At 66.0% G+C, this 25,866-nt stretch carries 21 protein-coding genes and 1 other RNA gene; 4 read left to right on the forward strand and 18 right to left on the reverse strand.

Annotated elements, in window-relative coordinates; all coding sequences use genetic code 11:
- Nucleotides 1-155: 155 nt before the first annotated feature.
- The 17 genes from lpxC to rsmI form a co-directional block, all read right to left on the reverse strand.
- Nucleotides 156-1,067 (reverse strand): UDP-3-O-acyl-N-acetylglucosamine deacetylase, encoded by a 912-nt coding sequence (gene lpxC, locus NDK18_RS07180; RefSeq protein WP_250624974.1) that lies wholly within the window; start codon nucleotides 1,065-1,067, stop codon nucleotides 156-158.
- Nucleotides 1,068-1,362: 295 nt separating this feature from the next.
- Nucleotides 1,363-2,529 carry a cell division protein FtsZ gene (gene ftsZ, locus NDK18_RS07185; protein WP_250624973.1) on the reverse strand — a complete coding sequence of 389 codons (1,167 nt, stop codon included), beginning with the start codon at nucleotides 2,527-2,529 and terminating at the stop codon, nucleotides 1,363-1,365.
- A 124-nt stretch (nucleotides 2,530-2,653) separates the two neighbouring features.
- Nucleotides 2,654-3,886: a cell division protein FtsA gene (gene ftsA, locus NDK18_RS07190; RefSeq protein WP_250624972.1), complete on the reverse strand. Its 1,233-nt coding sequence runs from the start codon at nucleotides 3,884-3,886 to the stop codon at nucleotides 2,654-2,656.
- Nucleotides 3,883-4,632 (reverse strand): cell division protein FtsQ/DivIB, encoded by a 750-nt coding sequence (locus NDK18_RS07195; protein WP_250627409.1) that lies wholly within the window; start codon nucleotides 4,630-4,632, stop codon nucleotides 3,883-3,885. The genes ftsA and NDK18_RS07195 overlap by 4 nt, the downstream gene beginning before the upstream one ends.
- Nucleotides 4,629-5,615: a D-alanine--D-alanine ligase gene (locus NDK18_RS07200; protein ID WP_250624970.1), complete on the reverse strand. Its 987-nt coding sequence runs from the start codon at nucleotides 5,613-5,615 to the stop codon at nucleotides 4,629-4,631. The genes NDK18_RS07195 and NDK18_RS07200 overlap by 4 nt, the downstream gene beginning before the upstream one ends.
- A complete protein-coding gene (gene murC / locus NDK18_RS07205; RefSeq protein ID WP_250624969.1) occupies nucleotides 5,612-7,054 on the reverse strand; it encodes a UDP-N-acetylmuramate--L-alanine ligase in 1,443 nt (480 codons plus the stop codon). Before murC ends, NDK18_RS07200 begins: the two co-directional genes overlap by 4 nt.
- On the reverse strand, nucleotides 7,051-8,124 hold the full coding sequence (gene murG / locus NDK18_RS07210) for an undecaprenyldiphospho-muramoylpentapeptide beta-N-acetylglucosaminyltransferase (RefSeq protein ID WP_250624968.1): 1,074 nt from the start codon (nucleotides 8,122-8,124) through the stop codon (nucleotides 7,051-7,053). Before murG ends, murC begins: the two co-directional genes overlap by 4 nt.
- A complete protein-coding gene (ftsW, locus tag NDK18_RS07215; protein ID WP_250624967.1) occupies nucleotides 8,121-9,341 on the reverse strand; it encodes a putative lipid II flippase FtsW in 1,221 nt (406 codons plus the stop codon). Before ftsW ends, murG begins: the two co-directional genes overlap by 4 nt.
- On the reverse strand, nucleotides 9,341-10,423 hold the full coding sequence (mraY, locus tag NDK18_RS07220) for a phospho-N-acetylmuramoyl-pentapeptide-transferase (RefSeq protein WP_250624966.1): 1,083 nt from the start codon (nucleotides 10,421-10,423) through the stop codon (nucleotides 9,341-9,343). The genes ftsW and mraY overlap by 1 nt, the downstream gene beginning before the upstream one ends.
- Nucleotides 10,413-11,774, reverse strand: a complete 1,362-nt coding sequence (locus tag NDK18_RS07225) for a UDP-N-acetylmuramoyl-tripeptide--D-alanyl-D-alanine ligase (protein WP_250624965.1) — start codon at nucleotides 11,772-11,774, stop codon at nucleotides 10,413-10,415. The genes mraY and NDK18_RS07225 overlap by 11 nt, the downstream gene beginning before the upstream one ends.
- Nucleotides 11,771-13,252 (reverse strand): UDP-N-acetylmuramoyl-L-alanyl-D-glutamate--2,6-diaminopimelate ligase, encoded by a 1,482-nt coding sequence (locus NDK18_RS07230; protein WP_250627410.1) that lies wholly within the window; start codon nucleotides 13,250-13,252, stop codon nucleotides 11,771-11,773. Before NDK18_RS07230 ends, NDK18_RS07225 begins: the two co-directional genes overlap by 4 nt.
- Nucleotides 13,249-15,057 (reverse strand): peptidoglycan D,D-transpeptidase FtsI family protein, encoded by a 1,809-nt coding sequence (locus NDK18_RS07235; protein WP_250624962.1) that lies wholly within the window; start codon nucleotides 15,055-15,057, stop codon nucleotides 13,249-13,251. Before NDK18_RS07235 ends, NDK18_RS07230 begins: the two co-directional genes overlap by 4 nt.
- Nucleotides 15,054-15,323 carry a cell division protein FtsL gene (gene ftsL, locus NDK18_RS07240; protein ID WP_250627411.1) on the reverse strand — a complete coding sequence of 90 codons (270 nt, stop codon included), beginning with the start codon at nucleotides 15,321-15,323 and terminating at the stop codon, nucleotides 15,054-15,056. Before ftsL ends, NDK18_RS07235 begins: the two co-directional genes overlap by 4 nt.
- Nucleotides 15,320-16,246 carry a 16S rRNA (cytosine(1402)-N(4))-methyltransferase RsmH gene (gene rsmH, locus NDK18_RS07245; protein WP_250624960.1) on the reverse strand — a complete coding sequence of 309 codons (927 nt, stop codon included), beginning with the start codon at nucleotides 16,244-16,246 and terminating at the stop codon, nucleotides 15,320-15,322. Before rsmH ends, ftsL begins: the two co-directional genes overlap by 4 nt.
- A 43-nt stretch (nucleotides 16,247-16,289) precedes the next feature.
- Nucleotides 16,290-16,736, reverse strand: a complete 447-nt coding sequence (mraZ, locus tag NDK18_RS07250; RefSeq protein WP_250624959.1) for a division/cell wall cluster transcriptional repressor MraZ — start codon at nucleotides 16,734-16,736, stop codon at nucleotides 16,290-16,292.
- A gap of 230 nt (nucleotides 16,737-16,966) precedes the next feature.
- An RNA gene (gene rnpB, locus NDK18_RS07255) (RNase P RNA component class A) lies at nucleotides 16,967-17,331 on the reverse strand.
- Nucleotides 17,332-17,390: 59 nt separating this feature from the next.
- Nucleotides 17,391-18,212: a 16S rRNA (cytidine(1402)-2'-O)-methyltransferase gene (rsmI, locus tag NDK18_RS07260; RefSeq protein ID WP_250627412.1), complete on the reverse strand. Its 822-nt coding sequence runs from the start codon at nucleotides 18,210-18,212 to the stop codon at nucleotides 17,391-17,393.
- 144 nt (nucleotides 18,213-18,356) lie between these two features.
- Between rsmI and NDK18_RS07265 the strand changes: the two genes are divergently transcribed.
- The 3 genes from NDK18_RS07265 to NDK18_RS07275 all read left to right on the forward strand — a co-directional run bounded on the left by NDK18_RS07265 (nucleotide 18,357) and on the right by NDK18_RS07275 (nucleotide 23,641).
- The gene (locus NDK18_RS07265) at nucleotides 18,357-20,156 is read left to right on the forward strand and encodes a penicillin-binding protein activator (protein WP_250624957.1); all 1,800 of its coding nucleotides are present in this window, start codon (nucleotides 18,357-18,359) and stop codon (nucleotides 20,154-20,156) included.
- Between the two features lie 48 nt (nucleotides 20,157-20,204).
- Complete coding sequence (locus NDK18_RS07270) at nucleotides 20,205-20,579, forward strand: YraN family protein (RefSeq protein WP_284692068.1); 375 nt, start codon at nucleotides 20,205-20,207, stop codon at nucleotides 20,577-20,579.
- A gap of 203 nt (nucleotides 20,580-20,782) precedes the next feature.
- Nucleotides 20,783-23,641, forward strand: coding sequence for an autotransporter family protein (locus NDK18_RS07275; RefSeq protein ID WP_250627413.1), 2,859 nt, complete (start codon nucleotides 20,783-20,785; stop codon nucleotides 23,639-23,641).
- Nucleotides 23,642-23,649: 8 nt separating this feature from the next.
- Here NDK18_RS07275 and NDK18_RS07280 read toward each other — a convergent pair whose 3' ends face one another.
- Nucleotides 23,650-24,279, reverse strand: a complete 630-nt coding sequence (locus NDK18_RS07280) for a LysE family transporter (RefSeq protein WP_345777070.1) — start codon at nucleotides 24,277-24,279, stop codon at nucleotides 23,650-23,652.
- A 110-nt stretch (nucleotides 24,280-24,389) separates the two neighbouring features.
- On the opposite strand from NDK18_RS07280, the gene NDK18_RS07285 reads away from it, so the two are divergent.
- Entirely contained in the window at nucleotides 24,390-25,694 is a 1,305-nt protein-coding gene (locus NDK18_RS07285; protein ID WP_250627414.1) for a NupC/NupG family nucleoside CNT transporter, read from the forward strand.
- Nucleotides 25,695-25,866: the final 172 nt, after the last annotated feature.

Consider the following 25,866-nt stretch of genomic DNA (forward strand, 5'->3'; position numbering starts at 1 on the left):
GGCAAACTGAGACGTGCCGCACGCGGATGGTCCGCATGGGGGCTTTTCGGCTCAGGCGGGCGTTTTCTTTAACCGGAAACGAAAAAGCCGCCCAACCAGGCGGCTTTTTCACGGGGCGGGGCGGAGCCCGGCCTAACGGTCTTTCAAGCAGCGTTTCAGATCGCCTGCGCCGGATGGGCGTAGGAAATCGGCGCCTTGGCGGCGTCCTGGAAACTCACTTCCTCCCACGCCTCGGCGTCGGAGATCAGGGTACGCAACAGCTTGTTGTTGAGCTCGTGGCCGGACTTATGGGCGTGGTAAGCGCCGATCAGGCTATGGCCCAGGAGGTAAAGATCGCCAATGGCGTCCAGGATCTTATGCTTGACGAACTCGTCTTCGTAACGGAGACCGTCTTCATTGAGCACGCGGTAGTCGTCCAGCACCACGGCGTTGTCCATCGAACCGCCGAGGGTGAGGTTGCGCTCGCGCAGCATCTCGATGTCGCGCATGAAGCCGAAGGTACGGGCGCGGCTGACTTCCTTGACGAAGGAGGTGGTGGAGAAATCCATCTCGGCGCGCGAGTTGCGCTTGTTGAACATCGGATGGTTGAACTCGACCGAGAAACCCACCTTGAAGCCGTCGAACGGCTCGAACCGGGCCCACTTGTCGCCGTCCTGCACCTTCACCGCCTTCTTGATGCGGATGAAGCGCTTGGCAACGTCCTGTTCTTCGATGCCCGCGGACTGCAGCAGGAAAACGAAGGGGCCGGCGCTGCCGTCCATGATGGGGACTTCCGGGGCGGAAAGGTCGACGTAAGCGTTGTCGATGCCTAATCCGGCCATGGCCGAAAGCAGGTGTTCCACGGTGGAAACGCGCACGTCGCCGTTGACCAGCGTGGTGGACAGGCGCGTATCACCTACATTGAAAGGACGCGATTTCAGATCCACCGGCGGGTTCAAGTCGGTGCGGCGGAACACGATGCCGGTGTTGGGCGCGGCCGGGCGAAGGGTCATGTACACCTTGTCGCCGGTATGCAGGCCTACGCCGGTGGCGCGGATGGTGTTCTTGAGGGTGCGCTGCTTGATCATGAGTAGGTAAACCTGCGCGGCAGACGCCTAAGTAGCGGGTATCCTAACACAGTCTTAACCTCAGGCAAGAAAAACCGTACTGACCAGTTCTGCATCCCTTCACCCTCCCTTCAGCAAATTTCGCTCGTGCAAGGTGGCCTAGACCCACGAAATCACTGAAAGTTCATATTTTCTTTCATGAAGGGTCGACGCCCCGCCCCGGGACGGGAGCCGGGGTCGGGGCATCGGGGCGGCTGGCTTCTTGCCTGCCGCCGCGCGTCATCCGTGACGCTGGTTTTTTAACGCGCCGGCTGGATCAGTCGGCCTGGCGGCGCAGGAACGCCGGGATATCCAGGTAATCGATCGCCGGTTCAGCCTTGGCAGGTTCCATGCGGGGGCTGGCCTCGGCCTGGGTGTAGTCGATCACTTCATTGCCGGTGCCCGTGCGCAGCACCACCGGGCGCGGCCGCTGGCGCATCTCCACCTGCTGGGGGGCTGCCTGACGTGCCGGCTGACGGGCGGCGTTAGCCCGGTTCAGGCCGGTGGCGACCACCGTCACGCGGACATCGTCCTGCATGTCGGGATCCAGCGAGGTGCCGATCACCACGGTGGCGTCTTCGGAGGCGAAGTCGTGGATCACCCGGCCGATCTCGTCGAATTCGCGCATGGTGAGGTTGGGACCGGCCGTGACGTTGACCAGGATGCCGCAGGCACCGTGGAGGTTGACGTCCTCGAGCAACGGGTTGTTGATGGCAGCCTCCGCGGCAGCCTGGGCGCGGTCGTCGCCGCGGGCGGTGCCCGAACCCATCATGGCCATGCCCATCTCGCTCATGACGGTGCGCACGTCGGCGAAGTCGACGTTGATCAGGCCCGGGGCGGTGATGAGGTCGGCGATACCCTGGACAGCGCCCTGGAGCACATCGTTGGCGGCCTTGAAGGCGTTGAGGAGGGTTACTTCACGGCCCAGCACTGAAAGGAGTTTCTCGTTGGGCACGGTGATCAGCGAATCGACGTGCTGGGAGAGATCCTCGATACCCTTGAGCGCCACCTGCATGCGGCGGCGACCCTCGAAGGGGAACGGCTTGGTGACCACCGCCACGGTAAGGATGCCCTTCTCTTTGGCCAGCTGGGCCACCACGGGTGCTGCACCGGTACCGGTACCGCCGCCCATGCCGGCAGTGATGAACACCATGTCGGCGCCCTCGAGCATTTCCTCGATGCGCTCACGGTCTTCCAGCGCGGCCTGGCGGCCGACTTCGGGGTTGGCGCCGGCGCCAAGACCCTTGGTGACATTGCCACCCAACTGCAGGTGGGTGCGCGAGTTGCAGCTCTTCATCGCCTGCGCATCGGTATTGGCGACGACGAACTCCACGCCTTCGATGTTGGCATTGACCATGTGGGCCACGGCGTTACCGCCGCCACCGCCCACGCCGATGACCTTGATGACTGCATTGGGTGCGAGTTTTTCGACTAGTTCAAACATTTCCCGTCTCCGATAGTTTTTATAGTTTTGTGTTGCCTTTGTTGCCCTGTCGCGGCTCCTGCCGCGCCAGGGTGTCGGGCTTTCCCTTGCCCCGGGGCCGTCTTCCTGTCGGCCCCGTCGATCCTTAGAAGTTCTTGCTTATCCAGCCGCGCAGCTTGCCCACCATGCCGCCGACCGACCCGCCCACCGGACCCCCGGCACGCACGCCCGACGAACGCGAGCCGTGCAGCAGCAGGCCGACGCCCGTGGCATGCAATTCGTTGGAGATCACGTCGCCGAGGCCCGAGATGTGCTGCGGCACACCCACGCGCACCATCTTGTGGAAGATCTCCTCGGCCAGTTCCAGCGCGCCTTCCATCTTCGAGGCGCCGCCGGTGAGCACGATGCCCGCGGCCACCAGGCTTTCGTAGCCGGAGCGGCGCAGCTCGTCCTGGACCATCTCGAAGATCTCCTCGTAGCGCGCCTGTACCGACTGCGCCAGCGACTGGCGGGCCAGGCGGCGGGGCGGCCGATCGCCGACGGAAGGAACCTGGATGGTTTCCTCCGCATGCGCCAACTGCGCGAGCGCGCAGGCGTACTTGATCTTGATTTCCTCGGCATGCGCGGTGGGCGTGTGCACGCCGTAGGCGATGTCGTTGGTGACCTGGTCGCCGCCTACGGGCAGCGACTTGGTGTAGCGGATCGCGCCCTGGGTGTAGATGGCGATGTCGGTGGTACCGGCGCCGATGTCCACCAGGCACACGCCAAGCTCGAGCTCGTCTTCGGTCAACACCGCCTTGGCGCTGGCCACCGCGGCCGGTACCAGTTCGTCCACCGACAACCCGCAGCGCTGGATGCACTTGGAGATATTGGACACGGCGCTGGCCGCCCCCGTGACCAGGTGCACGCTGGCTTCCAGGCGCACGCCGCTCATGCCCACCGGATGGCGGATGCCGTCCTGGCCGTCGATACGGTACTCCTGCGATTCCTTGTAAAGCACCTTGCGGTCGGCCGGGATGGCCACGGCGCTGGCCGCCTCGAGTACTTGCTCAAGGTCCCCCGCGGTGACTTCGCGGTCGCGGATCGCGGCCGTGCCGTGCGAGTTCTTCGTCTCCAGGTGCGAGCCTGAGATCGAGGCGAACACCGAGCGGATGTCGCAACCGGCCATCAGCTCGGCTTCTTCCACCGCGCGCTGGATCGAATGCACGGTGGATTCGATATCCACCACCGAGCCTCGCTTCATGCCGCGCGACACGTGCGAGCCGATGCCGATCACCTCGATCGGTTCGCCCGGCTCGTATTCGCCGACGATGGCGACGACCTTGGAGGTGCCGATATCCAGTCCGACCACGAGCTGCTTGTCGTTTTTGTTCTTCATGTGCGCGGTGCGCTCCGGGTGTCGGTGGCAGCGGGGGCCTGGGCCTGCGGCCAGCTGACGGCGAATCCATTGGTGTAACGAAGGTCCACCGAGGCGAAGCCGCCGGGATGGGTTGAAGCCAGTTGCGGGTAGACATCGAGGAACCGGCGCAGCCGCCGGTCCACCTGGTCGCCGTCGCCGATCACCACTTCCGCGCCCCCTGCGGTGACCACGCTCCAGCTTCCGCGATTGCTCAAGGTGACACCCGCCACCTGCAAGTGGGAGCCGGCGAACTGCTTCTGCGCCTGTGCGTAGAAACTCACCACTTCGGCCAGGCGCGCGTCGGGGCCGCGCAACTGCGGCAGGCCGTCCATGTGCTCGGCCTCACGAGCCGGGAACACCTTGCCCTGGCGACTGATCAGGTCGTTGTCGTTCCAGCGTGCGAACGGCTGGCGTTCGTAGATGCGCAGCAGGATCGAGTCGGGCCAGTGCTTGCGCGCCTCGACCGATTCCACCCACGGCAAGGCGGCGACGGACTTGCGCACTTCGTCGAGGTCGGCGGCGAAGAAACCCCGCCCCAGCTGCGGCATCACCGCACCCTTGATCTGGGCGTCGGTGACGTGCACGAACTCAGCTTCCACTTTCAGCTGCTTCACCGGCCAGCGGCTGGCGGCGAACCAGCCCTGGAGCACGCCCACGATCGGCAGCGCCACCAGCGTGATGGCGATGCCCCAGGCAACGACACGCGTGGTGGCGCCGGCCCTCACGGGGTGACCTCCGAGAAAGTGTTGCCGCCGGAGTCGCGCAGCGACGTCTCCAGCACGTGCCAGCACACGCTGGCGAAATCGATGCCAGCTTGTGCGGCCGCCTTGGGCACCAGCGAGTGGGTGGTCATGCCCGGCGCGGTGTTCGCTTCGAGCAGCCAGTTGCGGCCCTGGCGGTCGCGCATCACGTCGACGCGGCCCCATCCTGAGCAACCCAAGGCGTCGAAGGCGCGCAAGGCAAGCGCACGTATCTCGGTCTCGGCCTCGCCTTTGAGGCCCGGGCACAGATAGAGCGTGTCGTCGGCGATGTACTTGGCGTTGTAATCGTAGAACGCACCCTTGGGCACGATGTGGATCGAGGGCATCGCTTCGCGGCCGAGCACGGCGACGGTGAGCTCGTCGCCTTCGATCAGCGTTTCCATCATGAGATCGCCCGGATAGCGCGCGGCCAGTTCCACCGCAGCGTCGAGGTCGGCATCGGTGAACACGCGGGTGATGCCCACGCTCGAACCTTCGCTGACGGGCTTGACGATCAGCGGGAAGCCGATCTTGGCCGCGGCGGCATGGATGTCGTCGCCTTTCTTCAGCGCGATATACGCAGGCGTCGGCAGGCCCAGGGCCTGCCAGACCATCTTCGAACGCACCTTGTCCATCGACAGCGCCGAGCCCAGCACGCCGGAACCGGTGTACGGGATATTGAGCGACTCCAGCGCACCCTGCAGCACGCCGTCTTCGCCGCCGCCGTGCTGGCCGTGGAGAATGTTGAACACGCGCGCGAAATGGCCGGCGCGCAAAGCGTCCAGCAGGGCGGGAATGCCGTCGATGGCGTGAGCGTCCACGCCCCGCTGGCGCAGCGCGTCGAGCACGTTGCGGCCGGAGTCGAGCGAGACCTCGCGCTCGGCGGAGCTGCCGCCCATGACCACGGCGACGCGGCCGAACTGCGCGGGATCCGTCACGGTGAAGGCGATGGGTGACGGTGTGGTCATGCCTTGGGGGTCCTTAAGGATGCGGTGTTGCCAAGTTCAAGCGCGGCGTGGCCGATGTCGCCGGCGCCGAGCATCAGCAGGATGTCGCCGTCGCGCAGCAGCGCCGGCAGGGTGGCGGCGAGGTCGCGCGGATGGTCCACCAGCACCGGATCGACCTTGCCGCGCGCGCGCACTGCGCGAGCGAGTGCACGGCCGTCGGCACCGGCGATCGGCGCTTCGCCTGCCGGATAGACTTCGGTCAGCAGCAAGACGTCGGGCTCGGTCAGCACCTTGGCGAAGTCGTCCATCAGATCGCGCGTGCGGCTATAGCGATGCGGCTGGAAGGCCACCACCAGGCGACGGTTGGGCCAGCCGCCGCGCGCGGCGGCGAACACGGCGGCCAGTTCACGCGGGTGATGGCCGTAATCGTCCACCAGCAGCGCAGTGCCGTGGTCCAGGGCAATTTCGCCGCGGGCATGGAAGCGACGGCCAACGCCCTGGAATTCGGCAAGCGCGCGCGCGATAGCTTCGGCCTCCACGCCAAGCTGCCAACCGACGGTCGCGGCGGCCATGGCATTTAGCACGTTGTGCCGGCCAGGCAAGTTCAGCACCACTGGCAACGGCTCGGGCAGCCCCGGCAGGTGCAAGTCGAAATGCATGTGGAAGCCGTCCTGGCTCACGTTGGTGGCGCGGACATCGGCGTCGGGATTGTCGATGCCGTAGGTCATCGCACGGCGCACCGTGGTGTTGGCCAGCTCCGCCACTTCCGGGTCGTCCACGCACAGCACGGCCAGGCCGTAGAACGGCAGGCGGTGCAGGAAATCGGCGAACGCCTTCTTCACTTGAGCGAAGTCGCCGCCGTAGTTCTCCAGATGGTCGGCGTCGATGTTGGTCACCACCGCCATCACCGGCGACAACAGCAGGAACGAACCGTCGGACTCGTCGGCCTCGGCCACAAGGTACTGGCCGGCGCCGAGCCGGGCATTGGCACCGGCGGCGTTGAGCTGGCCGCCGATCACGAACGTCGGGTCGTAGCCCGCCTCGGCCAACACGCTGGCGGTGAGGCTGGTGGTGGTGGTCTTGCCATGGGTGCCGGCGATGGCGATGCCGCGGCGGAAGCGCATCAACTCACCGAGCATCTCGGCGCGGGGGATCACCGCGGTGCGTGCATCGTGGGCGGCGATCAGTTCCGCGTTGTCCCGGGCGATCGCGCTGGAGGTCACCACCACGTCGGCGCCCTGCACGTTCTCCGGCCGGTGACCCACGTGCACGGTGATACCCAGCGACTCCAGGCGGCGCGTGGTGGCGCTGGCGGCGCGATCGGAGCCAGACACGGTATAGCCTAAGTTGCGCAGCACTTCGGCGATGCCGCTCATGCCGACGCCGCCGATGCCGATGAAGTGCACGGCACGGAAGGACGACATGAAGTCGTCGGTGGCCCGGAGGCGGACGGGCGTCATGCCGCCACCTCCAGGCAGGCGCGGGCGATGGCCGCCGCCGCGTCGGGCTTGGCCAGGGTGCGCGCGGCCTGGGCCATCGACAGCATTCGATGGCGGTCACCCAGCAGTTCGCGCAGGCGCGTGGAGAGTGCGGCCGTGTCCATGCCGCGCTCAGGAACGAGTTCGGCGGCACCGGCGGCCACCAGGGTCTGCGCATTGCGCGTCTGGTGGTCGTCCACGGCATGCGGGAAAGGAATCAACACGGCGCCGAGGCCCGCGGCGGTAAGTTCAGCGATGGTCAGTGCTCCGGCACGGCAAACGGCGAGGTCGGCCCAGCCGTAAGCGGCGGCCATGTCCTCGATGAAGGGTTCGATGCGCGCGGCGACACCGGCGTCGGCGTAGGCTTTTCGCGCTTCTTCGACACCGCGTGCGCCGCACTGATGCAGCACCTCGGGACGATGTTCTTCGGGAAGCAGGGCGAGTGCCGCGGGCACGTTGAGGTTCAAGGCCCGTGCGCCCAGGCTGCCGCCGAGCACCAGCAAGCGGCGCCGATCATGGCGACCGTCGAAACGCTGCTCCGGCACCGGCAGCGCCGCGATCACCGCACGCACCGGGTTGCCCACCCACTCGGCATGGGGCAATGCATCGGCGAAACCCGCAAGCACCCGGCGCGCCAGACGCGCCAGCACCTTGTTGGTGAATCCGGCCACGCGGTTCTGTTCGTGCACCAGCAGCGGCCGGCCGGACATCCAGGTGGCAATGCCGGCGGGACCGGCGACGTAGCCGCCCATCGACAGCACGCTTCGCGGCTGCAGCGAACCGAGCACCTTGCGCGAGGCCATCAATGAGCGCAGCAGCATCAGCGGCGCGCCCAGGCGCGTGCGCAGGCCCTTGCCGCGCAAGCCACCCACGGCCACCGTGTGCAGTTCGATGCCGTGCGCCGGCACTACGCGGGTTTCCATGCCACCGTCGGCGCCCAGCCACACCACCGGCACGCCCTGCGCGCGCAGCGACTCGGCCACGGCAAGCCCCGGGAAAATGTGGCCGCCGGTACCACCGGCCATGATCAGCACGGGTGCCTGCGCGTTCATGCCGGCTCCCCTTGTTCAAGCGGCACGCTGACGCCGTCGGTCGCCACGCGCGGACCCATTGCCCGGGCATCGATGGCCCGGTTGATCTCGAACGTGGCGCGCAACAGCACGCCCACCATCACGCAGGTCAGCAGCACCGACGAACCGCCGTAGCTGATCAACGGCAAGGTAAGGCCCTTGGTCGGCAGCACGCCCAGGTTCACGCCGATCGAGACGATCGCCTGCAGGCCGATCATCAGCGAAAGCCCAAACGCGATGTAGCCGGCGAAGCGCTGGCCGATCTCGACCCCGCGCAGGCCCAGCATCAGGCCACGGCCCACCAGCACCGCGAACAGCGCAATGATGAACAGCACGCCGGCCAGGCCCAGTTCCTCGGCGATCACCGACAGGATGAAATCGGTGTGTGCCTCGGGCAGGTAGAAAAGCTTCTGCACGCTCGAACCCAAACCCACGCCCAGCCACTCGCCGCGGCCGATGGCGATCAGCGCCTGGGTGAGCTGGAAACCGTCGTCGTAAGGATGGGCCCAGGGATCCAGGAACGAGGTCAACCGCTTCATGCGGTAATCCTCGGTCATCGCCGCCCAGGCGATCGCGGGCACCAGCGGCAGGCCAAGCAGCACCAGGTTCCGCATGCGAGCGCCGGCCAGCCAGATCATGCCCACCGTCACCGCGATCACCAGCGCAGAGGATCCAAAATCCGGCTGCGCCAGCAGCAGAACGATCACCATGCCCGCCACCAGCAACGGCTTGACCACACCGAACAGTTTGTATTCCACGCCATCGCGATGCCGCACCAGGTAACTGGCCAGGTACACCACGAGGATCAGCTTCACCGCCTCCACGGGCTGGAAGCTGGTCACGAAAAGATTCAGCCAGCGGCGCGCACCGTTGATGCGCATGCCGAACACCGGCAGGAACACCGCCAGCAGCATGATCACGGCCATCAGCATCAGCAGGAAGCTGTGCTTCTCCAGCGTCTTCAGTTCCGTGCGAGCGGCGACCACGGCGCACAGGAAGCCGAGCGAGATGAACAGCGTGTGGCGCTTCAGGAAATAGAACGCGCCCTTGTTGGCGCCGTCGGCCACGGCGATGGAACTGGAGGCGATCATCACCAGGCCCACGCTCACCAGCAGGATCGCCGCCACCATCAGCAGCATGTCGTAGTGTCCGCGCGGCCCCTGCCGCCGGCGTGCCTGGGTGGCGTCGAAGAGGCCCATCACCGCACCTTCAACGTGGCAAGGCCCACCAGCACGAGGACGACGCTGATGATCCAGAAACGAACGATGACCCGGGTCTCAGGCCAGCCCTTGAGCTCGAAATGGTGGTGTACCGGTGCCATGCGGAAGATGCGCTTGCCGCGCAGCTTGAAGCTGGCCACCTGCAGCATCACGGACGCGGTTTCCATCACGAACACGCCGCCCATCACCAGCAGCACGATTTCCTGGCGCACGATCACCGCCACCACGCCCAGCGCCGCGCCGATCGCCAGCGCGCCGACATCACCCATGAACACCTGGGCGGGATAGGTATTGAACCAGAGGAAGCCGAGGCCCGCACCGGCCAGTGCACCGCAATACACGGCCATTTCGCCCGCACCGGGAATGGAGGGGATACCAAGGTATTCGGAGAACACGCGGTTGCCGGCGAGATAGGCGAACACGCCCAATGCACCGGATACCAGCACGCTGGGCATGATCGCCAGCCCGTCCAGGCCGTCGGTCAGGTTCACCGCATTGGAGAAACCGACGATGATGAAGTAGGCGATCACCACGAACGCCAGGCCCAGCGGCAGCGCCACCTGCTTGAACAGCGGCACGTACAGGGCGGTCTCGGCCGGCAGCTGGTGCGTGTAGTAAAGGAACAGCGCCGCGCCCAGGCCGAACACCGATTGCCAGAAATACTTCCAGCGGCTGGCAAGGCCCCGGCTGTCCTTCAACACCAGCTTCCGGTAGTCGTCGTAGAAACCGATCACGCCAAAGGCCAGCATCACACCCAGCACCACCCACACGTAGCGGTTGTGAAGGTCCGCCCACAGCAACGTGCTGATGGTGACGGCGAAAAGGATCAGGGTGCCGCCCATGGTCGGCGTACCGGCCTTCACCAGATGCGTTTGCGGACCATCGCTGCGCACCACCTGCCCGGCCTTCAGCGCGGCCAGTCGGCGGATCATCGCCGGGCCAAGAAGCAGCGACACCGAAAGCGCCGTGAGCGCTGCCATGATCGTGCGGAAGGTGATGTACTGGAAAAGGTGCAGCGCCGTGTAGTGGCGGGCCATCCAGTCGGCAAGCTCAAGCAGCATCGGAGCCTCCCTTGGCATGTTTCACCAGTGCGGCTACGACACGCTCCATGGCCGAGGACCGCGAACCCTTGATGAGCACCGTGACGCCGGGCTTGAGGTTGGCGATCGCCGCATCGGCCAGTGCCTGCTGGCTATCGAAATGACGGGCATCCTCACCGAAGGCTTGCACCGCCGAGGCTGACAACGGCCCGGTGGCATACAGACGGTCGATACCGCGCAGGCGCGCCAGCTCGCCCGCCTGCGCATGCATCCGCGCGGCATCGGGCCCAAGCTCGGCCATGTCGCCCAGCAGCAGCCAGCGCTCGCCCGTGGCCAGCGCCAGCGTATCGATGGCCGCGGCGGTGGAACCCGGATTGGCGTTGTAGCTGTCATCGATCAGCGTCCAGCCACCTTCCATCGGCTGCAGGTTAAGGCGGCCGGGTACGGGCGGAACGTGCTCGAGACCTTCGACAATGGTGTCCATCGGCACGTCCAGCGCCACCGCGATCGCGGCGGCGGCCAGGGCGTTGGCGACGTTGTGGCGACCTCCCAGCGGCAGCTCGATGTCGGCATCGCCATGCGGCGTGGACAGCACGAAATGCGAGCTCTCCGGGCGTAGTTCGATGATGTCCGCGCCGATGTCCGCGGCATGGTCCAGGCCGAAGCGCAAAACGCGGCGGCCGCCCGCCATGCCCATGAACATCGGCGCGAAGGCGTCGTCGGCATTGACGATGGCCACGCCGTCGGCGGGCAAGGAGTGATACAGCGCGCCCTTGGTTTCGGCCACGCCCTCGACAGTTCCCATGCGCGCAAGATGCGCCGGCGCGATGCCATTGACGAGACCGATGTCGGGCCTTGCGATGGCAGCGAGGTAGTCGATGTCGCCCGGCTTGCCGGCGCCCATTTCCAGCACGGCATATTCGGTATCGGCCGGCATGGCCAGGAGCGTGAGCGGCATGCCGATCTCGTTGTTGAAATTGCCGCTGTTGACGTGCGTGCGGCCATGGCGGGACAGGATGGAGGCGGTGAGCGTCTTCACCGTGGTCTTGCCGTTCGATCCGGTGATGCCGATCACGCGCACGTCCGACTGGGCACGCACGGCGCTGGCGAGGTCGCCCAGGGCCAGCAGGGTGTCATCCACCACGACCTGCGCGATCGGTTCAGGCACCTGGCGGGTGACGAGCGCTGCAACGGCGCCGCGCATGGCAGCGTCGGCGACGAACTCATGGCCGTCGTGCCGCTCGCCTACCAGGGCCACGAAGAGATCGCCCGGCTTGATCGTGCGCGTATCGATAGAGACGCCGCCCACCTCGGCGTCGCTGCCTTGCAGCGCGCCGTGGGTCCACAGGGCGATAGTGGAGAGCCGCATCATGCGCGGGCCTCCATCGCGGCGCGGGCTACCGCCATGTCGTCGAACGGGCGCTTGCCCTGCGCGCCTTCCTGGTAGGTCTCGTGGCCCTTGCCGGCGACCAGGATCACGTCGTCCTTGCGGGCGTGGCGCAGGGCCAGGCGAATGGCAGCTTCTCGGTCACGCTCGACCACGGCGGCATCGGCGCGGGTGAACCCGGCCAGGATCTGCGCCACGATGGTGTCGCCGTCCTCGCCCCGAGGATTGTCGTCGGTGACGATCGCAAGGTCGGCCAGTTTCTCGGCGATGGCGCCCATTTGTGGCCGCTTGCCGGCATCACGCTCACCGCCGCAGCCGAACACGCAGATCACCTTGCCGCTGGTATGCGCGCGCACCGAGCTCAGCGCCTGGGTAAGCGCGTCGGGCGTATGGGCGTAGTCAACTACCAGCAGTGGCTTTCCGCGCTCGCCGCCGATGCGGTTCATGCGGCCTTCGACGGGTTCGAGCGCGGTGATGGCATTGACGATGGATTCGAACGACTCCCCCGACGCACCGAGCGCTGCAACCACACTGAGGAGATTGGCCACGTTGAACCGGCCGATAAGACGACTGCGGATCACCCGCACGCCCCACGGGGTGGTCAGTTCGAAGGCGATGCCCTGGCCGTTGGTGGTGATCATCGATGCGCGGACGTCTGCATCGCTGCCGCCGGCGGTGCTGGTGCGCCATACCTGCACGCCCTCGCCCACCTGCTTGACCAGCTTGGCGCCGAACGGATCGTCGACGTTGATCACCGCATGGCGCAGGCCCGGCCAGGTAAACAATTTCGCCTTGGCCGCACCATAGGCTTCCATCGTGCCGTGGTAGTCCAGGTGGTCGCGCGTGAGGTTGGTGAACACCGCAATGTCGAAGGCCACCGCGTTCACCCGGCCTTGCTCGAGCGCGTGCGAGGACACTTCCATCGCCACGTGGGTAGCCCCCGCGGCGCGGAAATCCGCCATCTGCGCCTGCATGCTGATGGCATCAGGCGTGGTGCGTTCGCCGGCCACCACCGAACCGTGGAGGCCCGCGCCAAGCGTGCCGATGGTGGCGGTGCGCTTGCCCAGCGCGGTGAAGGCCTGCGCCAGCATCTGCACAGTGGATGTCTTGCCGTTGGTGCCGGTCACGCCGATCACGGTCATCGCTTCGGAGGCACGGCCGTAAAAGCGCGCGGCGAGTTCGCCGACATGGCGGCGCAGGTGCTTGATGGAGACCACCTGATTGGCCGGTCGGGAGGCTTCGGCAGGCAACGGCACCTCGGCCAGCACGATGGCGGCACCGGCTTCCACGGCGGACGCCGCATAGGCAATGCCATGCTCGCGGGTGCCTGCCAGGGCGATAAATGCATCGCCCGGCTTCACGTTGCGCGAATCAAGGGTGAGGCCGGATACGACGATGTCGCCACGCTTGCCGGCGTCGGCGATGCCATCGAGCAGCACGGAAAGGCTCATCGGCTCGCTCATGGCACCGTCTCTTCGGCGGCCGAGTCATCGGCGGCCGGCGGCGGCATGCTGGTGGCGCCGATCATGCCGCCCTGGCTCGGGCCGCCTGCGTACCAGCGGCCGACGTTGTCGGGCGGGATGTCCAGCAGGCGCACGGCGCCTTCCATCACCTGGGCGAAGGCCGGTCCCGCGACGACGCCGCCGTAATAGGCGCGGGTCTTCGGGCCATTGATCACCACCGCGGTAACCAGGCGCGGGTTGCTTGCCGGGACCATGCCGACGAACAGCGAGATATAACCCTTCGCGTCGTAGCCGCCGGCGTTGGCCTTGTGCGAGGTTCCCGTCTTGCCAGCAACGCTGTAGTTGGCGACGGCGGCAAAGGGCGAACCGGTGCCGCCGGGAGCGACCACCGTTTCGAGCATCTTCACCAGTTCACCGGCGATTTCCGGCGTGGTGACCTGCTGGGCGGGATTGTCCTGGCCCTTGACGAAGCTCGGTGAGTGCAGCACGCCGCCGTTGCCGATGGCGGCGTAAGCCGACGCCAGCTGCAGCGGCGTGACGTTGAGGTTGTAGCCGTAGGCGATGCGCGACTTCTCGATCGGCTTCCAGCTACGGCCTACCGGCAGGTAACCGGCAGCTTCGCCAGGGAAACCGCTACCGGTACTGCTGCCGAAACCGAAGGCCTTGTACGTGCTGTACATGAGGTCGGTGTCGAGCGTCATGGCGATCTTCGCCGCACCCACGTTCGACGACTTGGTGATGACGCCCGTAGGCGTGAGCGTGCCCCAATTGTGGGTATCGCGGATCGGATGGCCACCCATCATCCAGGTGCCAGGCGAGGTTTCGATCAGCGGGCTGGTAGGCGTGTACTTGCCGGACGTGAGCGCCGCGGTGAGGGTGAACGCCTTCATCGTGGAGCCTGGTTCGACGACGTCGGTCATCGCACGGTTACGGCGATCGTTGGGCGTGCTGCCCCTGACATTGTTCGGGTTGAACTCCGGCAGGTTGGCCATGGCCAGCACTTCGCCGGTGTGTACGTCGAGCATCACGATGGAGCCAGAATCCGCATCGAATTTCTGGATGGTTTCGCGCAGTGCGCTGTAGGCCAGGTACTGGATGCGGCGGTCGATGGACAGCGTGATGTCGCGGCCAGGCTGTGGCTCGCGCACCTGCTCGACATCTTCCACCGTATGGCCCATGCGGTCGCGGATCACCCGCTTGGAGCCCGGCTTGCCGGCGAGCCAGTCGTCGAAGGCGAGCTCCAGGCCTTCCTGGCCGCGATCGTCGATATTGGTGAATCCAAGAATATGGGCCGTCACCGAACCGGACGGGTAATAACGACGGAACTCCCGCTGCGCGTTCACGCCGGGGATCTTCATGTCGATGATGGCCTGCGCGCGGTCCGGACGCATCTGCCGGATCAGGTACATGAATTCGCGGTCCGAGCGCTGTTCGAGCTTGGATTTGAGGTCCGCCGGATCCATGCCAAGCGCCTTGGCAAGCTCCGGGATACGATCGTCGTTTTCTAGCACCTCGGGCGGGTTGGCCCAGATCGACATCACCGGCGTGGACACCGCCAGCGGCTCGCCGTTGCGGTCGAAGATGGTGCCGCGCGACACCGCGATGGGCACTTCGCGAAGGAAGCGGGCGTCGCCCTGGTCCTGGTAGAACTGCTTGCGCACCACTTGCAGGTCGAACGCGCGCACCACGAGCCCGGCGGAGGCCAGGCCAAGCAAGACCACCACCAGCATCATGCGCTTGCGCGTGGAGGGACCCTGGCCGCGGCGGCGGCTGGGAACCGGGGTGCGGTCGGCACGGAATTTCATCGGCGCACCAACTGGATGTCTTGTGGACGCGGATCGAGCATGCCCAGCTTCCGCGCCTCGGCATCGATGCGCGCGGGCTCAGCCCACGTGGCCTGCTCCAGTTCCAGGCGGCCATATTCGACGTTGAGGTCGTCGCGCTGGTCCTGCAGGCGGGTCAGGCTGATGAACAACATGCGGCTTTCGTGACGCGTCCACACCACAGCCACGGCGCTGGCGAGCGTGGCGGCCAGCAGGATCAGCAGCACGATGGCGCCGAAGATCTTCATGCGAGCTTCTCCGCCACGCGCAGCACCGCCGAGCGCGAGCGCGGATTCGCCGCGATCTCGGCATCGGAGGGGAAGATCGCCTTGCCCACCGGGGCCAGGCGGGCCACGGGCTTGGTCAACGCCGGCGGTGCGCGGCGGCTACCCTGCACACGGCCTTCATGGCGACGGATGAACTGCTTGACGGCGCGGTCTTCGAGCGAATGAAAACTGATCACCGCCAGGCGGCCGCCGGGGCGCAGCGCTTCGAGCGCGGCATCGAGACCTTCGTCCAGCGACGAGAGCTCGGCGTTGACCTGGATGCGCAGGGCCTGGAAGGTGCGCGTGGCCGGGTTCTTGCCCGGTTCGCGGCGGCCGAGCAGCTTGGCGCAGAAAGCGGCAAGATCACCGGTGCGCTCGAAGGGCTGCTCTTCGCGGCGGGCGACGATGGCGCGGGCGATGCGCCGGCCATGGCGCTCCTCGCCGTAGGTCCACAGCGCCTGGGCGATGTCTTCTTCGCTGGCACGGGCAAGGAATTGCGCGGCGCTTTCGCCGCGGGTGGGGTCCATGCGCATGTCCAGGGGCGCGTCGGCCATGAAGCTGAAGCCGCGTTCGGCATCGTCGAGCTGCGGCGAGGAAACACCCAGGTCTAGCAGGATGCCGTCAAGGTCGGTGGCTTCGCTCCACTGCGCGAGCGTGGCGAAATTCTCGTGGCGAATGGTCACGCGGGCATCGCCTGCGTGCTCGGCCGTAGCCGTGGCGATGGCGGTCGGGTCGCGGTCCATCAGGAACAGCCGACCGGATTCGGAGAGACGGGCAAGGATGGCGCGGGCGTGTCCACCGCGACCAAAAGTGCCATCCAGATATCGACCGCCCGTCCGCACGGCGAGCCCCTCCAAGACCTCGTCAAGCATCACCGGGATATGCCGCAGTTCGCGCCCCGCCATCACTGCATCCCGCTCCCGTTCCACCGCCACCTCGATTGATTTCCTACAAGCGCAAATCGGCCATGTCGTCGCTGATCTCGTCTTCGCCGATGGTCTGGCGGATCTTCGCCAGGTGCGCTTGCTCGCTCCACAGTTCGAACTTATTGCCCATGCCGAGCAGTACGGCTTTTTTCTCGATGCCTGCCGCTGCGCGCTGGCTTGCCGGGAGCAGGAACCTGGCAGCGCCGTCGGGCTCCACGATGGCCGCCGCACCCACCAGCTTCATCTGCAAGGCCCGGTGGACGGCCTTGACCGTGGGTAGCGCGTTGACCTGGTCGCGGACCTTCTCCCATTCCTGGAAGGGGAAAATCCACAGGCAGCCTGTTTCGAACGGGTTGTAGGCGACCACCAGTCGGTTCCCGCAGTCAGCCGCCACCGTGTCGCGATACGACGTCGGGATCGTCAGTCGACCCTTGTCGTCGACCGTGATGGCGGTTTCACCTTGGAACACGAGACAGCTCCACTATTTTCCACGTTTTTCCACTGGGGCCCACGATAGTCTCGCCTCATGAGACTGTCAAGCGATTTTTACTTGTGAATCAATGAGAAAGGCTGCGTTCATCCCTATTTCGGGACGTTTCTCAGGAAGGTGCGTGAGGTGGTTGAATCAGCGGGTTTTTTTGATTTTCAGATCACAAAAAAGAAGGAGCGACGTTTGCACGTCGCCCCTTCGCCTTGCGTTGGTGGAGTCAGCCTATAAGCCGGGTTCTGTACGCCTTGCGACGCGACAGTCATTCTTCTCGGCCTGGCGTCTCCGCCAGGCTCCAGCAACCTACCCGGGAACAACGCGGGCCGCGTTATGGTTCCCCTATTTGGTCTTGCTCCGGGTGGGGTTTACCTAGCCGTACGACGTTAGCCCCGTACGCGGTGCGCTCTTACCGCACCATTTCACCCTTACCTGATCCCCTCGCGGGGCCATCGGCGGTTTGCTCTCTGTTGCACTGGCCGTCGGCTCACGCCGCCCAGGAGTTACCTGGCACCCTGCCCTATGGAGCCCGGACTTTCCTCGATCCGCTTGCGCGGGACGCGACTGTCCGGCCGACTCCAGGATTGATGATACAGCACCCGGCTTAACCTGAGGTCGGCAGGGCGGCGATTTACAGACTCAATCGCCTGCCTCATAGAGTTCCTTGCGCGGCGCGCCGGTGATCGCCGCCGCCAGCTTGGCCGCGCGCGAAGCCGGCAATTCCTCGCGGAGCAAGGCGAATACGCGCTTGCCTTCGACAAGCCTGGCATCGGCATCATCCCCGGCCCCGGCCACCAGCACCACGCATTCGCCCTTCTGCTGATCCGGATCGCCAGCCACGCGCGTGGCCAGGGACTGGAGCGGCTCGTCGATCACGGTTTCGTAAATCTTGGTCAGCTCGCGGGCCAGCACCGCGGCGCGGGATGGGCCAAAAACATCGCGCATGTCGGCCAGGGCTTCGACGATGCGATGGCCCGATTCATAGAAGATGATCGTGCGCGTTTCGGTGGCGAGGGCTTGCAGCCGCGTGCGCCGGGCTGAAGCCTTGGCCGCCAGGAAGCCTTCGAAGACAAAGCGGTCGCTGGGCAATCCGGCTACCGACAGCGCAGCGATGGCGGCGCAGGGCCCGGGTACGGGCACTACGCGCAGGCCTTCGGCGCGGACGGCGCGGACCAGGCGAAAGCCCGGATCGCTCACCAGGGGCGTGCCCGCATCGGAAATCAGCGCCACGTCGTCACCGGCCTTGAGCCGGGCGATCACCCCGTCCACGGCATCGCGCTCGTTGTGGTCGTGGACCGTCATCAACGCCGTGTCGATGCCATGGTGCAGCAGCAAGGGGCGGCTATGCCGGGTGTCCTCGGCGGCGATCACGGTCACCTTGCGCAGCACCTGAACGGCGCGCGCGGTGATGTCATCGCGATTTCCGATTGGCGTGGCAACGATATATAGGGAACCGGTCATGATGGTGATGGCGTCGGAAACGACCAGTGTAGGCGCTGGGCGCGTCGCGGCGCCAACGCGCGCGGCTTCGCACCGGGCCAACGACCGCTTCGGCTATGATCGGCGGTGAATTCGAAGTGGTCCCCGCCTGAGGAATTGATCCGTATGCGCATGCTTCGCCTGCCGGCCGCGGCCGTGGCGCTTTCGATGATGTTGCTGGCCTGCGTACCGTTGCCGGGCACCCGCACGCCTCCAGCCAACGACGGCGCCCAGCGCGCCCAGGCGCTGTATACGCGGGGCCAGTTCGAGCAATCGGCCGATGCCTACATGGCGTTGGCCGGCCAGGATGCCCAGTATTCCGACTATTACAAGCTGCTCGCCGCCGAATCCTGGCGCCAGGGCGGCAAACTCGACCGCAGCGAGCAGGCTCTTGCGGACGTCCGCCGTAACCACCTGGAAGGCGAGGATTCCATCCGCTTCGACCTATTGCGCGCGGAGTTCGCGCTGCGCAGGAACGACCCGGCCACCGCGCTGTCGCTCGTGGGCAATCCCGCACACCCGATTTCCCCGAGCCTGCAGGCGCGCCTGCTTGAGGTGCGTGCCCGCGCTCAGGCCGCCAGCGGCGACCACTGGAGCGCGGCGCAGACGCGCATCGGCATGGATGATTCACTCACCGGCATCGATCGCGAGCACAACCGCAAGCTCGCCCTGGCGGAGCTTGTCGCCATGGGCACCGACAACCTGGCCGCCACCGACGCAAAGCTGGGGCCCGACGATCGCCTGAAGCCTTGGGTGCACGAGGCGCAGACCCAGTTGGGCGTGGCCGTGGCCCGCGCACCAGCCCAGCTTGCCCAGCCGGTGGGCACGGTCGGCGCCGGTGGCCAGCCGGGCGTGCGCGAGGGCTACCGTGCGCCCACCGCCGTGGCCTTGCTGCTGCCTGCCAGCGGGCCGTTATCAAGCGCCGGGAACGTCATTCGCGATGGATTCTTCGCCGCCTACCTCGACGCCGGCCGCAACGGCGCACCGCGACCCACCGTGAAGGTGTACGACAGCGGCAGCGACGCCGCCCATGCCCTGAGCGCCTACGATCAGGCCGTGAAGGATGGTGCCACCCTGGTGGTGGGACCACTCAACCGTGACGGCGTGGCCGCCCTGTTCGGTCGCGGCGCATTGAACGTGCCGGTGCTGGCGCTGAACCACCCCACCGAACGCGTACTGCCCCCCGGTGGCACCAGCGAATTTGGCCTGCTGCCCGAAGCCGAAGGCGCCCAGGTCGCCGACCACATGATCGATCGCGGCATCACCTCGGCGGTGGCCATGCTAAGCAGCGACGATTTCGCTTCGCGCGCCGGCAAGGCCTTCGCCGCCGAATACACGGCACGAGGCGGCAAGATCACCCGCACCACCACGCTGCAGGCGAGCGCGGTGAATTTCAGCGACCAGATCGGCGGTATCGATAGCGCCGAAGGGTCGGGCATCTTCATCAGCATGAAACCGCAGCAGGCGCGCCTGTTGCTGCCGCAGTTGCACCTGGCCAAGGTCGCCGCACCCGTCTTCGGCACTTCGCACATCTATGCCGGTGTCGACGACGCCACCAGCGACAAGGATCTTGACGGCGTGGAGTTCTGCGACGCACCGTGGATGTTCGACGCACAGCCTGGCCTGCCCCGGCGCGGTGATCTTGCCGCGGGCCTGGCCACCGTGCGTGGCGTGAACGCGCGGCTATTCGCCTTCGGCATGGATGCTTGGGCGCTGGTGCCTTACCTCGACTGGCTGCGATCGCATGTGGGCAGTTACCTGCCCGGCGCCAGCGGCCAGCTCACCGCCGACGAGTTCGGTCGCGTGCGCCGCGTGCTTACCTGGGCCCGCTTCCAGGATGGGCTGGCCCGACCCGTCGCCGGCAGCCTGGAAATGGACGCCCCCGCGGCGTCGGGCATCGAGGACAGTTCCACCAGCACGCAATAAGTTGCACCGTTGCCGGCACGGATGCCGGCCAACTGTCGAGGGAACGACATGGCTACCCGCCGCCGCCTTACTGGCGACCACTTCGAAGCACTGGCCTGCCGCATGCTTGAAGGGCACGGGCTGACGTGCGTGGCGCGCAACTACCTTACGCGCGATGGCGAAGTGGACCTGATCATGCGTGACGGCCGCGAGCTGGTTTTCGTGGAAGTGCGCTATCGCGCCAGCAACCGTTTCGGCGGCGCCGCGGCATCGATTACACCAGCCAAGCGGCAGCGCATCGTGCGCGCCGCGCGCCACTTCCTGGCAACCGGGCGCGGCTACGGCGGCGCTGCCTGTCGCTTCGACGTGGTTACCTACGATGGCGATGTCAACGAACCGACATCACATTGGCATCGCGCGGCGTTCGAAGTAGAGCAAAGATAGTCAAAAAACTTTTTATTCTTATCGTAGAAAGCAGCTGACGCTTTCATGTTTCGCGCAAATGTGGCCCTTACGCCAACTATTCTGACAATTCAGAATTTTCGTATGTCGATGAGCAAGTCGACTCCCTAAGGTCCGCCTCTCGTCTGTCAGTACGGCACTACATGCCGTCAGTGCACAGCCAGGCAAAACCAAGGGACGTCATCATGAGCAAACATCTAGACCGTGTGGCCGGGGGCCGCACGCCGTGTCATCGCATGCGCCATCCGCATCTCGCCTGCGCCATCGCCATCGCGCTACTGGCCAGCCCCGGTGTTGCAGGAGCCCGCGAATTGATACCACCCACGGGGAACCTGGTGGTCGATGGCGGCTCGCAAACGGGTACGCCCGGCTTCCACTACATCACCCAGTTGGACGGCTCGACCAACCCGGCGTCAACCGGCTATGGGTTGTACGTGCTCAATGGCGGTCGCCTCACGACGTCGAATATCTCGATCACCACGCAGGGCCACGCGGCCCACGCGGCCGTCGCCCATGCCAATTCCCTGATTGTGCTGGGCGGCAGCGGCGTTATCCGCACGCTGGGGGACGATGCCGCCGGGCTTTGGGTCGGTGGTGCCGACGCCATCATCCTGGCGCCTTCGTACGGGATCGTTACCGAAGGCAGCCAAGCCCACGGCGTGGTCGTACGCGACGGTGGCCAGGTGAACTTCGACATCGGGTCGATCGTCACACTGGGCACGGGCAGCACGGGCGTCAGTGCCGAGCACGCTTCCACTACCGTCGTCGCCAGCACGATCACCACATCAGGCAATGGTAGCCACGGCGCTGTTGCCGGCACCGACGGACGCATCGAATTGACGAGCGACACGATCCGGACTTCCGGCACCCAGGCCAGGGGTGCGTGGGCCGACGGTGGGGAACTGCAGATCAACAACAATAGCGTCACTACCACCGGCAACCAGGCACATGGCATATCGGCAACGGGTGAAGGCGCCAGCGTCACCATGAGCGATAGTTCGATCAACACCCGTGGCGACGGCGCGGCCGCCGTGCACGTGGGCGACGGCGGGCTGGTGGAATCGACCCGTTCGACCATGCACGCCTTCAACCATGCGGCGCTCACCGTCGAGGGCGATGGACGCTGGCGCATGCTCGACAGCAGTTCGGCACTTGGTGACGGCCGGCTGGCCTTGCTGGTGGGTGATGCCAGTTCGGCCGATATCTTCTTCGACCGCAGCATCGGCCACGGCGACATCGTTCGCTCGTCGGGCACCACCCGCAACGTCGAGGTGGCGCTTGCCAACGGAAGCTACTGGGCGGGCAGCACCGATATCGTCCGCGACATGTCGGTGGCGTCGGCAAGTTCCTGGTGGCTGGGCCGTGACTCAAGCGTGGGGCGCCTGGATCTCTCCGAAGGATTCGTCTACCTGCCCGGCTACGGCTACGACACCCCTGGCGCCCTGCGTATCGAGGGTGACCTGACAGGATCCGGTGGCACGGTGGCATTGCAGACACACCTGGATGAGGGCGGCGCAATCGCCAGACAACACACCGACCGGCTGCTGGTAGAAGGCAATGTCGGCACGACGGGCGTGACATCGCTGCACATCCGATCGATCGGGCCCGGTGCACTTACCGACAGCAATCACAACGGCATTGTCGAGCCCCACGAGGGTATCTCGATCGTGCAGGTGGGCGGCCATTCGCGTGCGGATGCCTTCGCGCTTCGCGGTGGTTACGTCGCCGCAGGGCCGTGGCAATACAAGCTGTACGCCTTCGGACCCGGACGCACCGATGCCAGCCAGAACCTGCTTGATGGTGGCACGCTGAATTGGGATTACCGGCTGGCCAATGCCTATGTTTGCGTTGTCGATTGTGATGATGGCGGTCCGGATGGTCCCGACGGTCCGGATGGTCCGGGCGGTCCGGATGGTCCGGATGGTCCGGATGGTCCGGATGGTCCGGATGGTCCGGGCGGTCCCGATGGTCCCGATGGTCCCGATGGTCCGGGCGGTCCGGGCGGCCCCGATGGACCCGATGGACCCGATGGACCGGGCGGCAGCATCATTCCCGAAGGCGGTGGCCGACCGCTCATCCCCGAGGGCAGCCGCCCCATAGTCGTCCCGCAGGTGCCCTCTTACCTTGCCGCCCATACAGCGTTGTTCGCCTATGGACTTGGCGCCATCGACGGTCTCCACGACCGCCTCGGCGAGATCCGCAACAACCCCGCCGCCACGCGGGGCGAGGTATTCGCACGCCAGACAGGCAGCCGGCAACACTATGCGTCGGACGTGGCGCCAATGGATTTCGGCTTCGGTTTTCGTCAGTCGACGCAGATGCTTCAGGTCGGTGGAAGCATCGTAAATCTGACAGATCAGGCCGACAGCCTGCGCGCCGGATGGGCGCTCGACCGGGGCACGACCACCGTCACGCCACGCGCACCGGATGGTGTCAGCCAGACACGCTATAGCGCCCAAGGATTCTCCGCGTGGCTCACCTGGCAACACCACGATGGCTGGTATGTCGATGCCGTGGTCGGGGCGCAACGTTATCGGGGTGCCGTGGACACGGATCTGCGCGGTCGCGATGTCGCGCGGCTGCGCGCCAATGGCCGCCTGTTGTCCGTGGAGACGGGTTATCCGTTCAGCCTGGGCGCGCACTGGTCGCTTGAGCCGCAGATGCAGGTGAGCTGGCAGACACTTACCTTCCAACCACTGCGCGACAAGGACAATGTCGTGGCTGCGCTCAGCGATGCGCAGCAACTGACCACCCGCCTGGGCGCGCGGCTGCGGCGCACCACCCATGGCCGGTTGATCCCGTACGCCCGCGTGGATGTCGTCAGCAGCACCGGAGGTCGCGGCCATGCGGTATTTGACACACCGGGCGATGACGTGACCCTAGCCGGCGGCCGCGCCGGACGGCAGTTGCGCGTGGGCGCAGGGCTGGCGGCCAACCCCAGGGCTAACGTGCAGCTCTACGGCGAGGGTACCTGGCGTACTGCGATCGGCAGCCACGGGTTCCGTGGCTGGGCAGGCAATCTGGGCGTACGGCTGTCGTTCTAGCCTTAAGCTCAGGTCAGTCGGCGGTCGAACACCAAGGTCAGGCCGAACGCAATGAAGACGGCGCCGGCGGCGCCGTCAATCCATCGCCGCGCGCGCAGGTAGCCGCGTCGGACGGCCGGCAAGCTGAAAATCGCCGCCACTACGGCAAACCAAACGAAGGTCTCGACCGAGACCAGCACCAGCAGGCCCCAGCGCGTTCCGGCGCTGGCGCCACTGCCCACCAGGGCCGAAAAGATGCTGGCGAAATACACCGCCGCCTTGGGATTGGCCAGATTGGTCAACAGGCCACGGCGCAGCGCCGCCATCGCGTTGGATTCAAGCTCTACCGCCTGCGCCGGCCGAGTGGGCCCAAACGCGCCGCGCAGCATCTGCACGCCCATCCAGCACAAGTAAAGGCCACCAGCAACAGCAAGTAACCGCCCCAGCCACGCTAGACGATGCAACAGGATCTGCAAGCCAAGCAGGGCCAGGGTCGCCCAGACCACCACGCCAAGCGCAATGCCGGCGACACCAGCCATGGCATCACGTCGTGAGCGGCTGATCGCCATCTGGGAGACGAAGAAGAAATCGGGGCCGGGGCTCATCAGCGCCAGCAGCTGGACAAGGGCAATGGTCAGGAACAGGGTCATGGACGCCATGATAGGCGGTCCCGGCGTGCCGCGCCGCGCCTTGCTCCCGGACACCGCGTCCTCTAACCTGCCGGTTTTTATGCATGGTGCCGGGATCGTTCCCGCCACGGGGAATCTCGATGCTCGAAGCACTCGGCCACGTCGGTTTTGGCCTGTTCGGACTTGCCGTACTGGTCCTGATCGCCTTTACCTTCTCCAACAACAAGCGTCAGGTCGACTGGAAACTGGTCGTGACTGGCGTGGCGTTGCAGGTGGCTTTCGCCTTCGTGGTGTTGAAGGTGCCGGCGGGCCGCATCGTCTTCGACGCCATCGCCACCGGTTTCGTGCGCCTGCTTGACTATGTCGAGGTGGGCTCGCGCTTCATCTTCGGATCCTTGCTGGACACGCAGAAGTTCGGCGTGATCTTCGCGGTGAAGGTACTGCCCACCATCATCTTCTTCGCAGCCCTCACCGGCGTGCTGTATCACATCGGCGTGATGCAGCAGATCGTCAAGGGCATGGCGTGGCTGATCACCAAGGTGATGCGCGTGTCGGGCGCCGAAACCACCAGCGTCTGCGCCAGCGTGTTCATCGGCCAGACCGAGGCCCCGCTGACCATCAAGCCCTACATCGAGCGCATGACCCAGGCCGAGCTCATGACGGTGATGATCGGCGGCATGGCGCACATCGCGGGTTCCGTGATGGCGGCCTATGTGTCCATGCTCGGTGGCGACGACCCGGTGCAGAAGGTGTTCTATGCCAAGCACCTGCTGGCGGCGTCGGTCATGGCGGCGCCGGCGACGATGGTGCTGGCCAAGATCCTGGTGCCCGAGACCCAGGAACCGCTCACCCGCGGCACCGTACGCATGGAAGTGGAGAAGACCACCGCGAACATCATCGACGCTGCCGCCAACGGCGCGGGCGATGGCCTGAAACTGGCGATGAACGTCGGCGCCATGTTGCTGGCCTTCATCGCGCTGATCGCCCTGGTCAATGCGCCCATCCAGTGGGTCGGCACCCTCGGCGGTGACGGCAGCATCAACCACTGGCTCACCGTGCAGGCAGGCCACCCGGTGGCCTTGAGCCTTGAGACGATCTTCGGCTGGGTGCTCTCGCCCGTGGCGTGGCTGATCGGCGTGCCCTGGCGCGACGCAAACCTCGTGGGCAGCTTCATCGGCCAGAAAGTGGTGATCAACGAGTTCGTGGCCTATGCGGACCTTGCCGGCCACCTGGACCAACTGCTGCCGCAAAGCCGGCTGATCGCCACCTACGCCCTGTGCGGTTTCGCCAACTTCTCCTCCATTGCCATCCAGATCGGCGGCATCGGCGGCCTGGCGCCAGGCCGCCGTGGCGACCTTGCCCGGCTGGGCTTGCGCGCGGTCCTGGGTGGGTCGATCGCGACCTTCATGACGGCGACTATCGCCGGTGTACTTGAAGGACTCTGAGCAAACGTTCTGACCGTATCGTGGATTTAATCTGATATCGCGACGGGTGACGCCGGGTTAACGTCACGGCGCGATCCGGACATGATGTCCGGCGCTTCGCAACAAGGAGCGTTACATGTTAAACGCAAGCGAGGCGACCCCCGCTTTGCCATCTAGCCCCGTGCCTGTTGCC

The sequence above is a fragment of the Pinirhizobacter soli genome (assembly GCF_015905305.1).
Taxonomy (GTDB): domain Bacteria; phylum Pseudomonadota; class Gammaproteobacteria; order Xanthomonadales; family Rhodanobacteraceae; genus Pinirhizobacter; species Pinirhizobacter soli.

Excerpts from the sequence above, each read along its gene's own strand:
- lpxC (WP_250624974.1), bottom strand. The coding sequence starts at position 1,067 with ATGATCAAGCAGCGCACCCTCAAGAACACCATCCGCGCCACCGGCGTA.
- ftsZ (WP_250624973.1), bottom strand. The coding sequence starts at position 2,529 with ATGTTTGAACTAGTCGAAAAACTCGCACCCAATGCAGTCATCAAGGTC.
- ftsA (WP_250624972.1), bottom strand. The coding sequence starts at position 3,886 with ATGAAGAACAAAAACGACAAGCAGCTCGTGGTCGGACTGGATATCGGC.
- NDK18_RS07200 (WP_250624970.1), bottom strand. The coding sequence starts at position 5,615 with ATGACCACACCGTCACCCATCGCCTTCACCGTGACGGATCCCGCGCAG.
- murC (WP_250624969.1), bottom strand. The coding sequence starts at position 7,054 with ATGACGCCCGTCCGCCTCCGGGCCACCGACGACTTCATGTCGTCCTTC.
- murG (WP_250624968.1), bottom strand. The coding sequence starts at position 8,124 with ATGAACGCGCAGGCACCCGTGCTGATCATGGCCGGTGGTACCGGCGGC.
- ftsW (WP_250624967.1), bottom strand. The coding sequence starts at position 9,341 with ATGGGCCTCTTCGACGCCACCCAGGCACGCCGGCGGCAGGGGCCGCGC.
- mraY (WP_250624966.1), bottom strand. The coding sequence starts at position 10,423 with ATGCTGCTTGAGCTTGCCGACTGGATGGCCCGCCACTACACGGCGCTG.
- NDK18_RS07225 (WP_250624965.1), bottom strand. The coding sequence starts at position 11,774 with ATGATGCGGCTCTCCACTATCGCCCTGTGGACCCACGGCGCGCTGCAA.
- NDK18_RS07230 (WP_250627410.1), bottom strand. The coding sequence starts at position 13,252 with ATGAGCGAGCCGATGAGCCTTTCCGTGCTGCTCGATGGCATCGCCGAC.
- NDK18_RS07235 (WP_250624962.1), bottom strand. The coding sequence starts at position 15,057 with ATGAAATTCCGTGCCGACCGCACCCCGGTTCCCAGCCGCCGCCGCGGC.
- ftsL (WP_250627411.1), bottom strand. The coding sequence starts at position 15,323 with ATGAAGATCTTCGGCGCCATCGTGCTGCTGATCCTGCTGGCCGCCACG.
- rsmH (WP_250624960.1), bottom strand. The coding sequence starts at position 16,246 with ATGGCGGGGCGCGAACTGCGGCATATCCCGGTGATGCTTGACGAGGTC.
- rsmI (WP_250627412.1), bottom strand. The coding sequence starts at position 18,212 with ATGACCGGTTCCCTATATATCGTTGCCACGCCAATCGGAAATCGCGAT.
- NDK18_RS07265 (WP_250624957.1), top strand. The coding sequence starts at position 18,357 with ATGCGCATGCTTCGCCTGCCGGCCGCGGCCGTGGCGCTTTCGATGATG.
- NDK18_RS07270 (WP_284692068.1), top strand. The coding sequence starts at position 20,205 with ATGGCTACCCGCCGCCGCCTTACTGGCGACCACTTCGAAGCACTGGCC.
- NDK18_RS07275 (WP_250627413.1), top strand. The coding sequence starts at position 20,783 with ATGAGCAAACATCTAGACCGTGTGGCCGGGGGCCGCACGCCGTGTCAT.
- NDK18_RS07280 (WP_345777070.1), bottom strand. The coding sequence starts at position 24,279 with ATGGCGTCCATGACCCTGTTCCTGACCATTGCCCTTGTCCAGCTGCTG.
- NDK18_RS07285 (WP_250627414.1), top strand. The coding sequence starts at position 24,390 with ATGCTCGAAGCACTCGGCCACGTCGGTTTTGGCCTGTTCGGACTTGCC.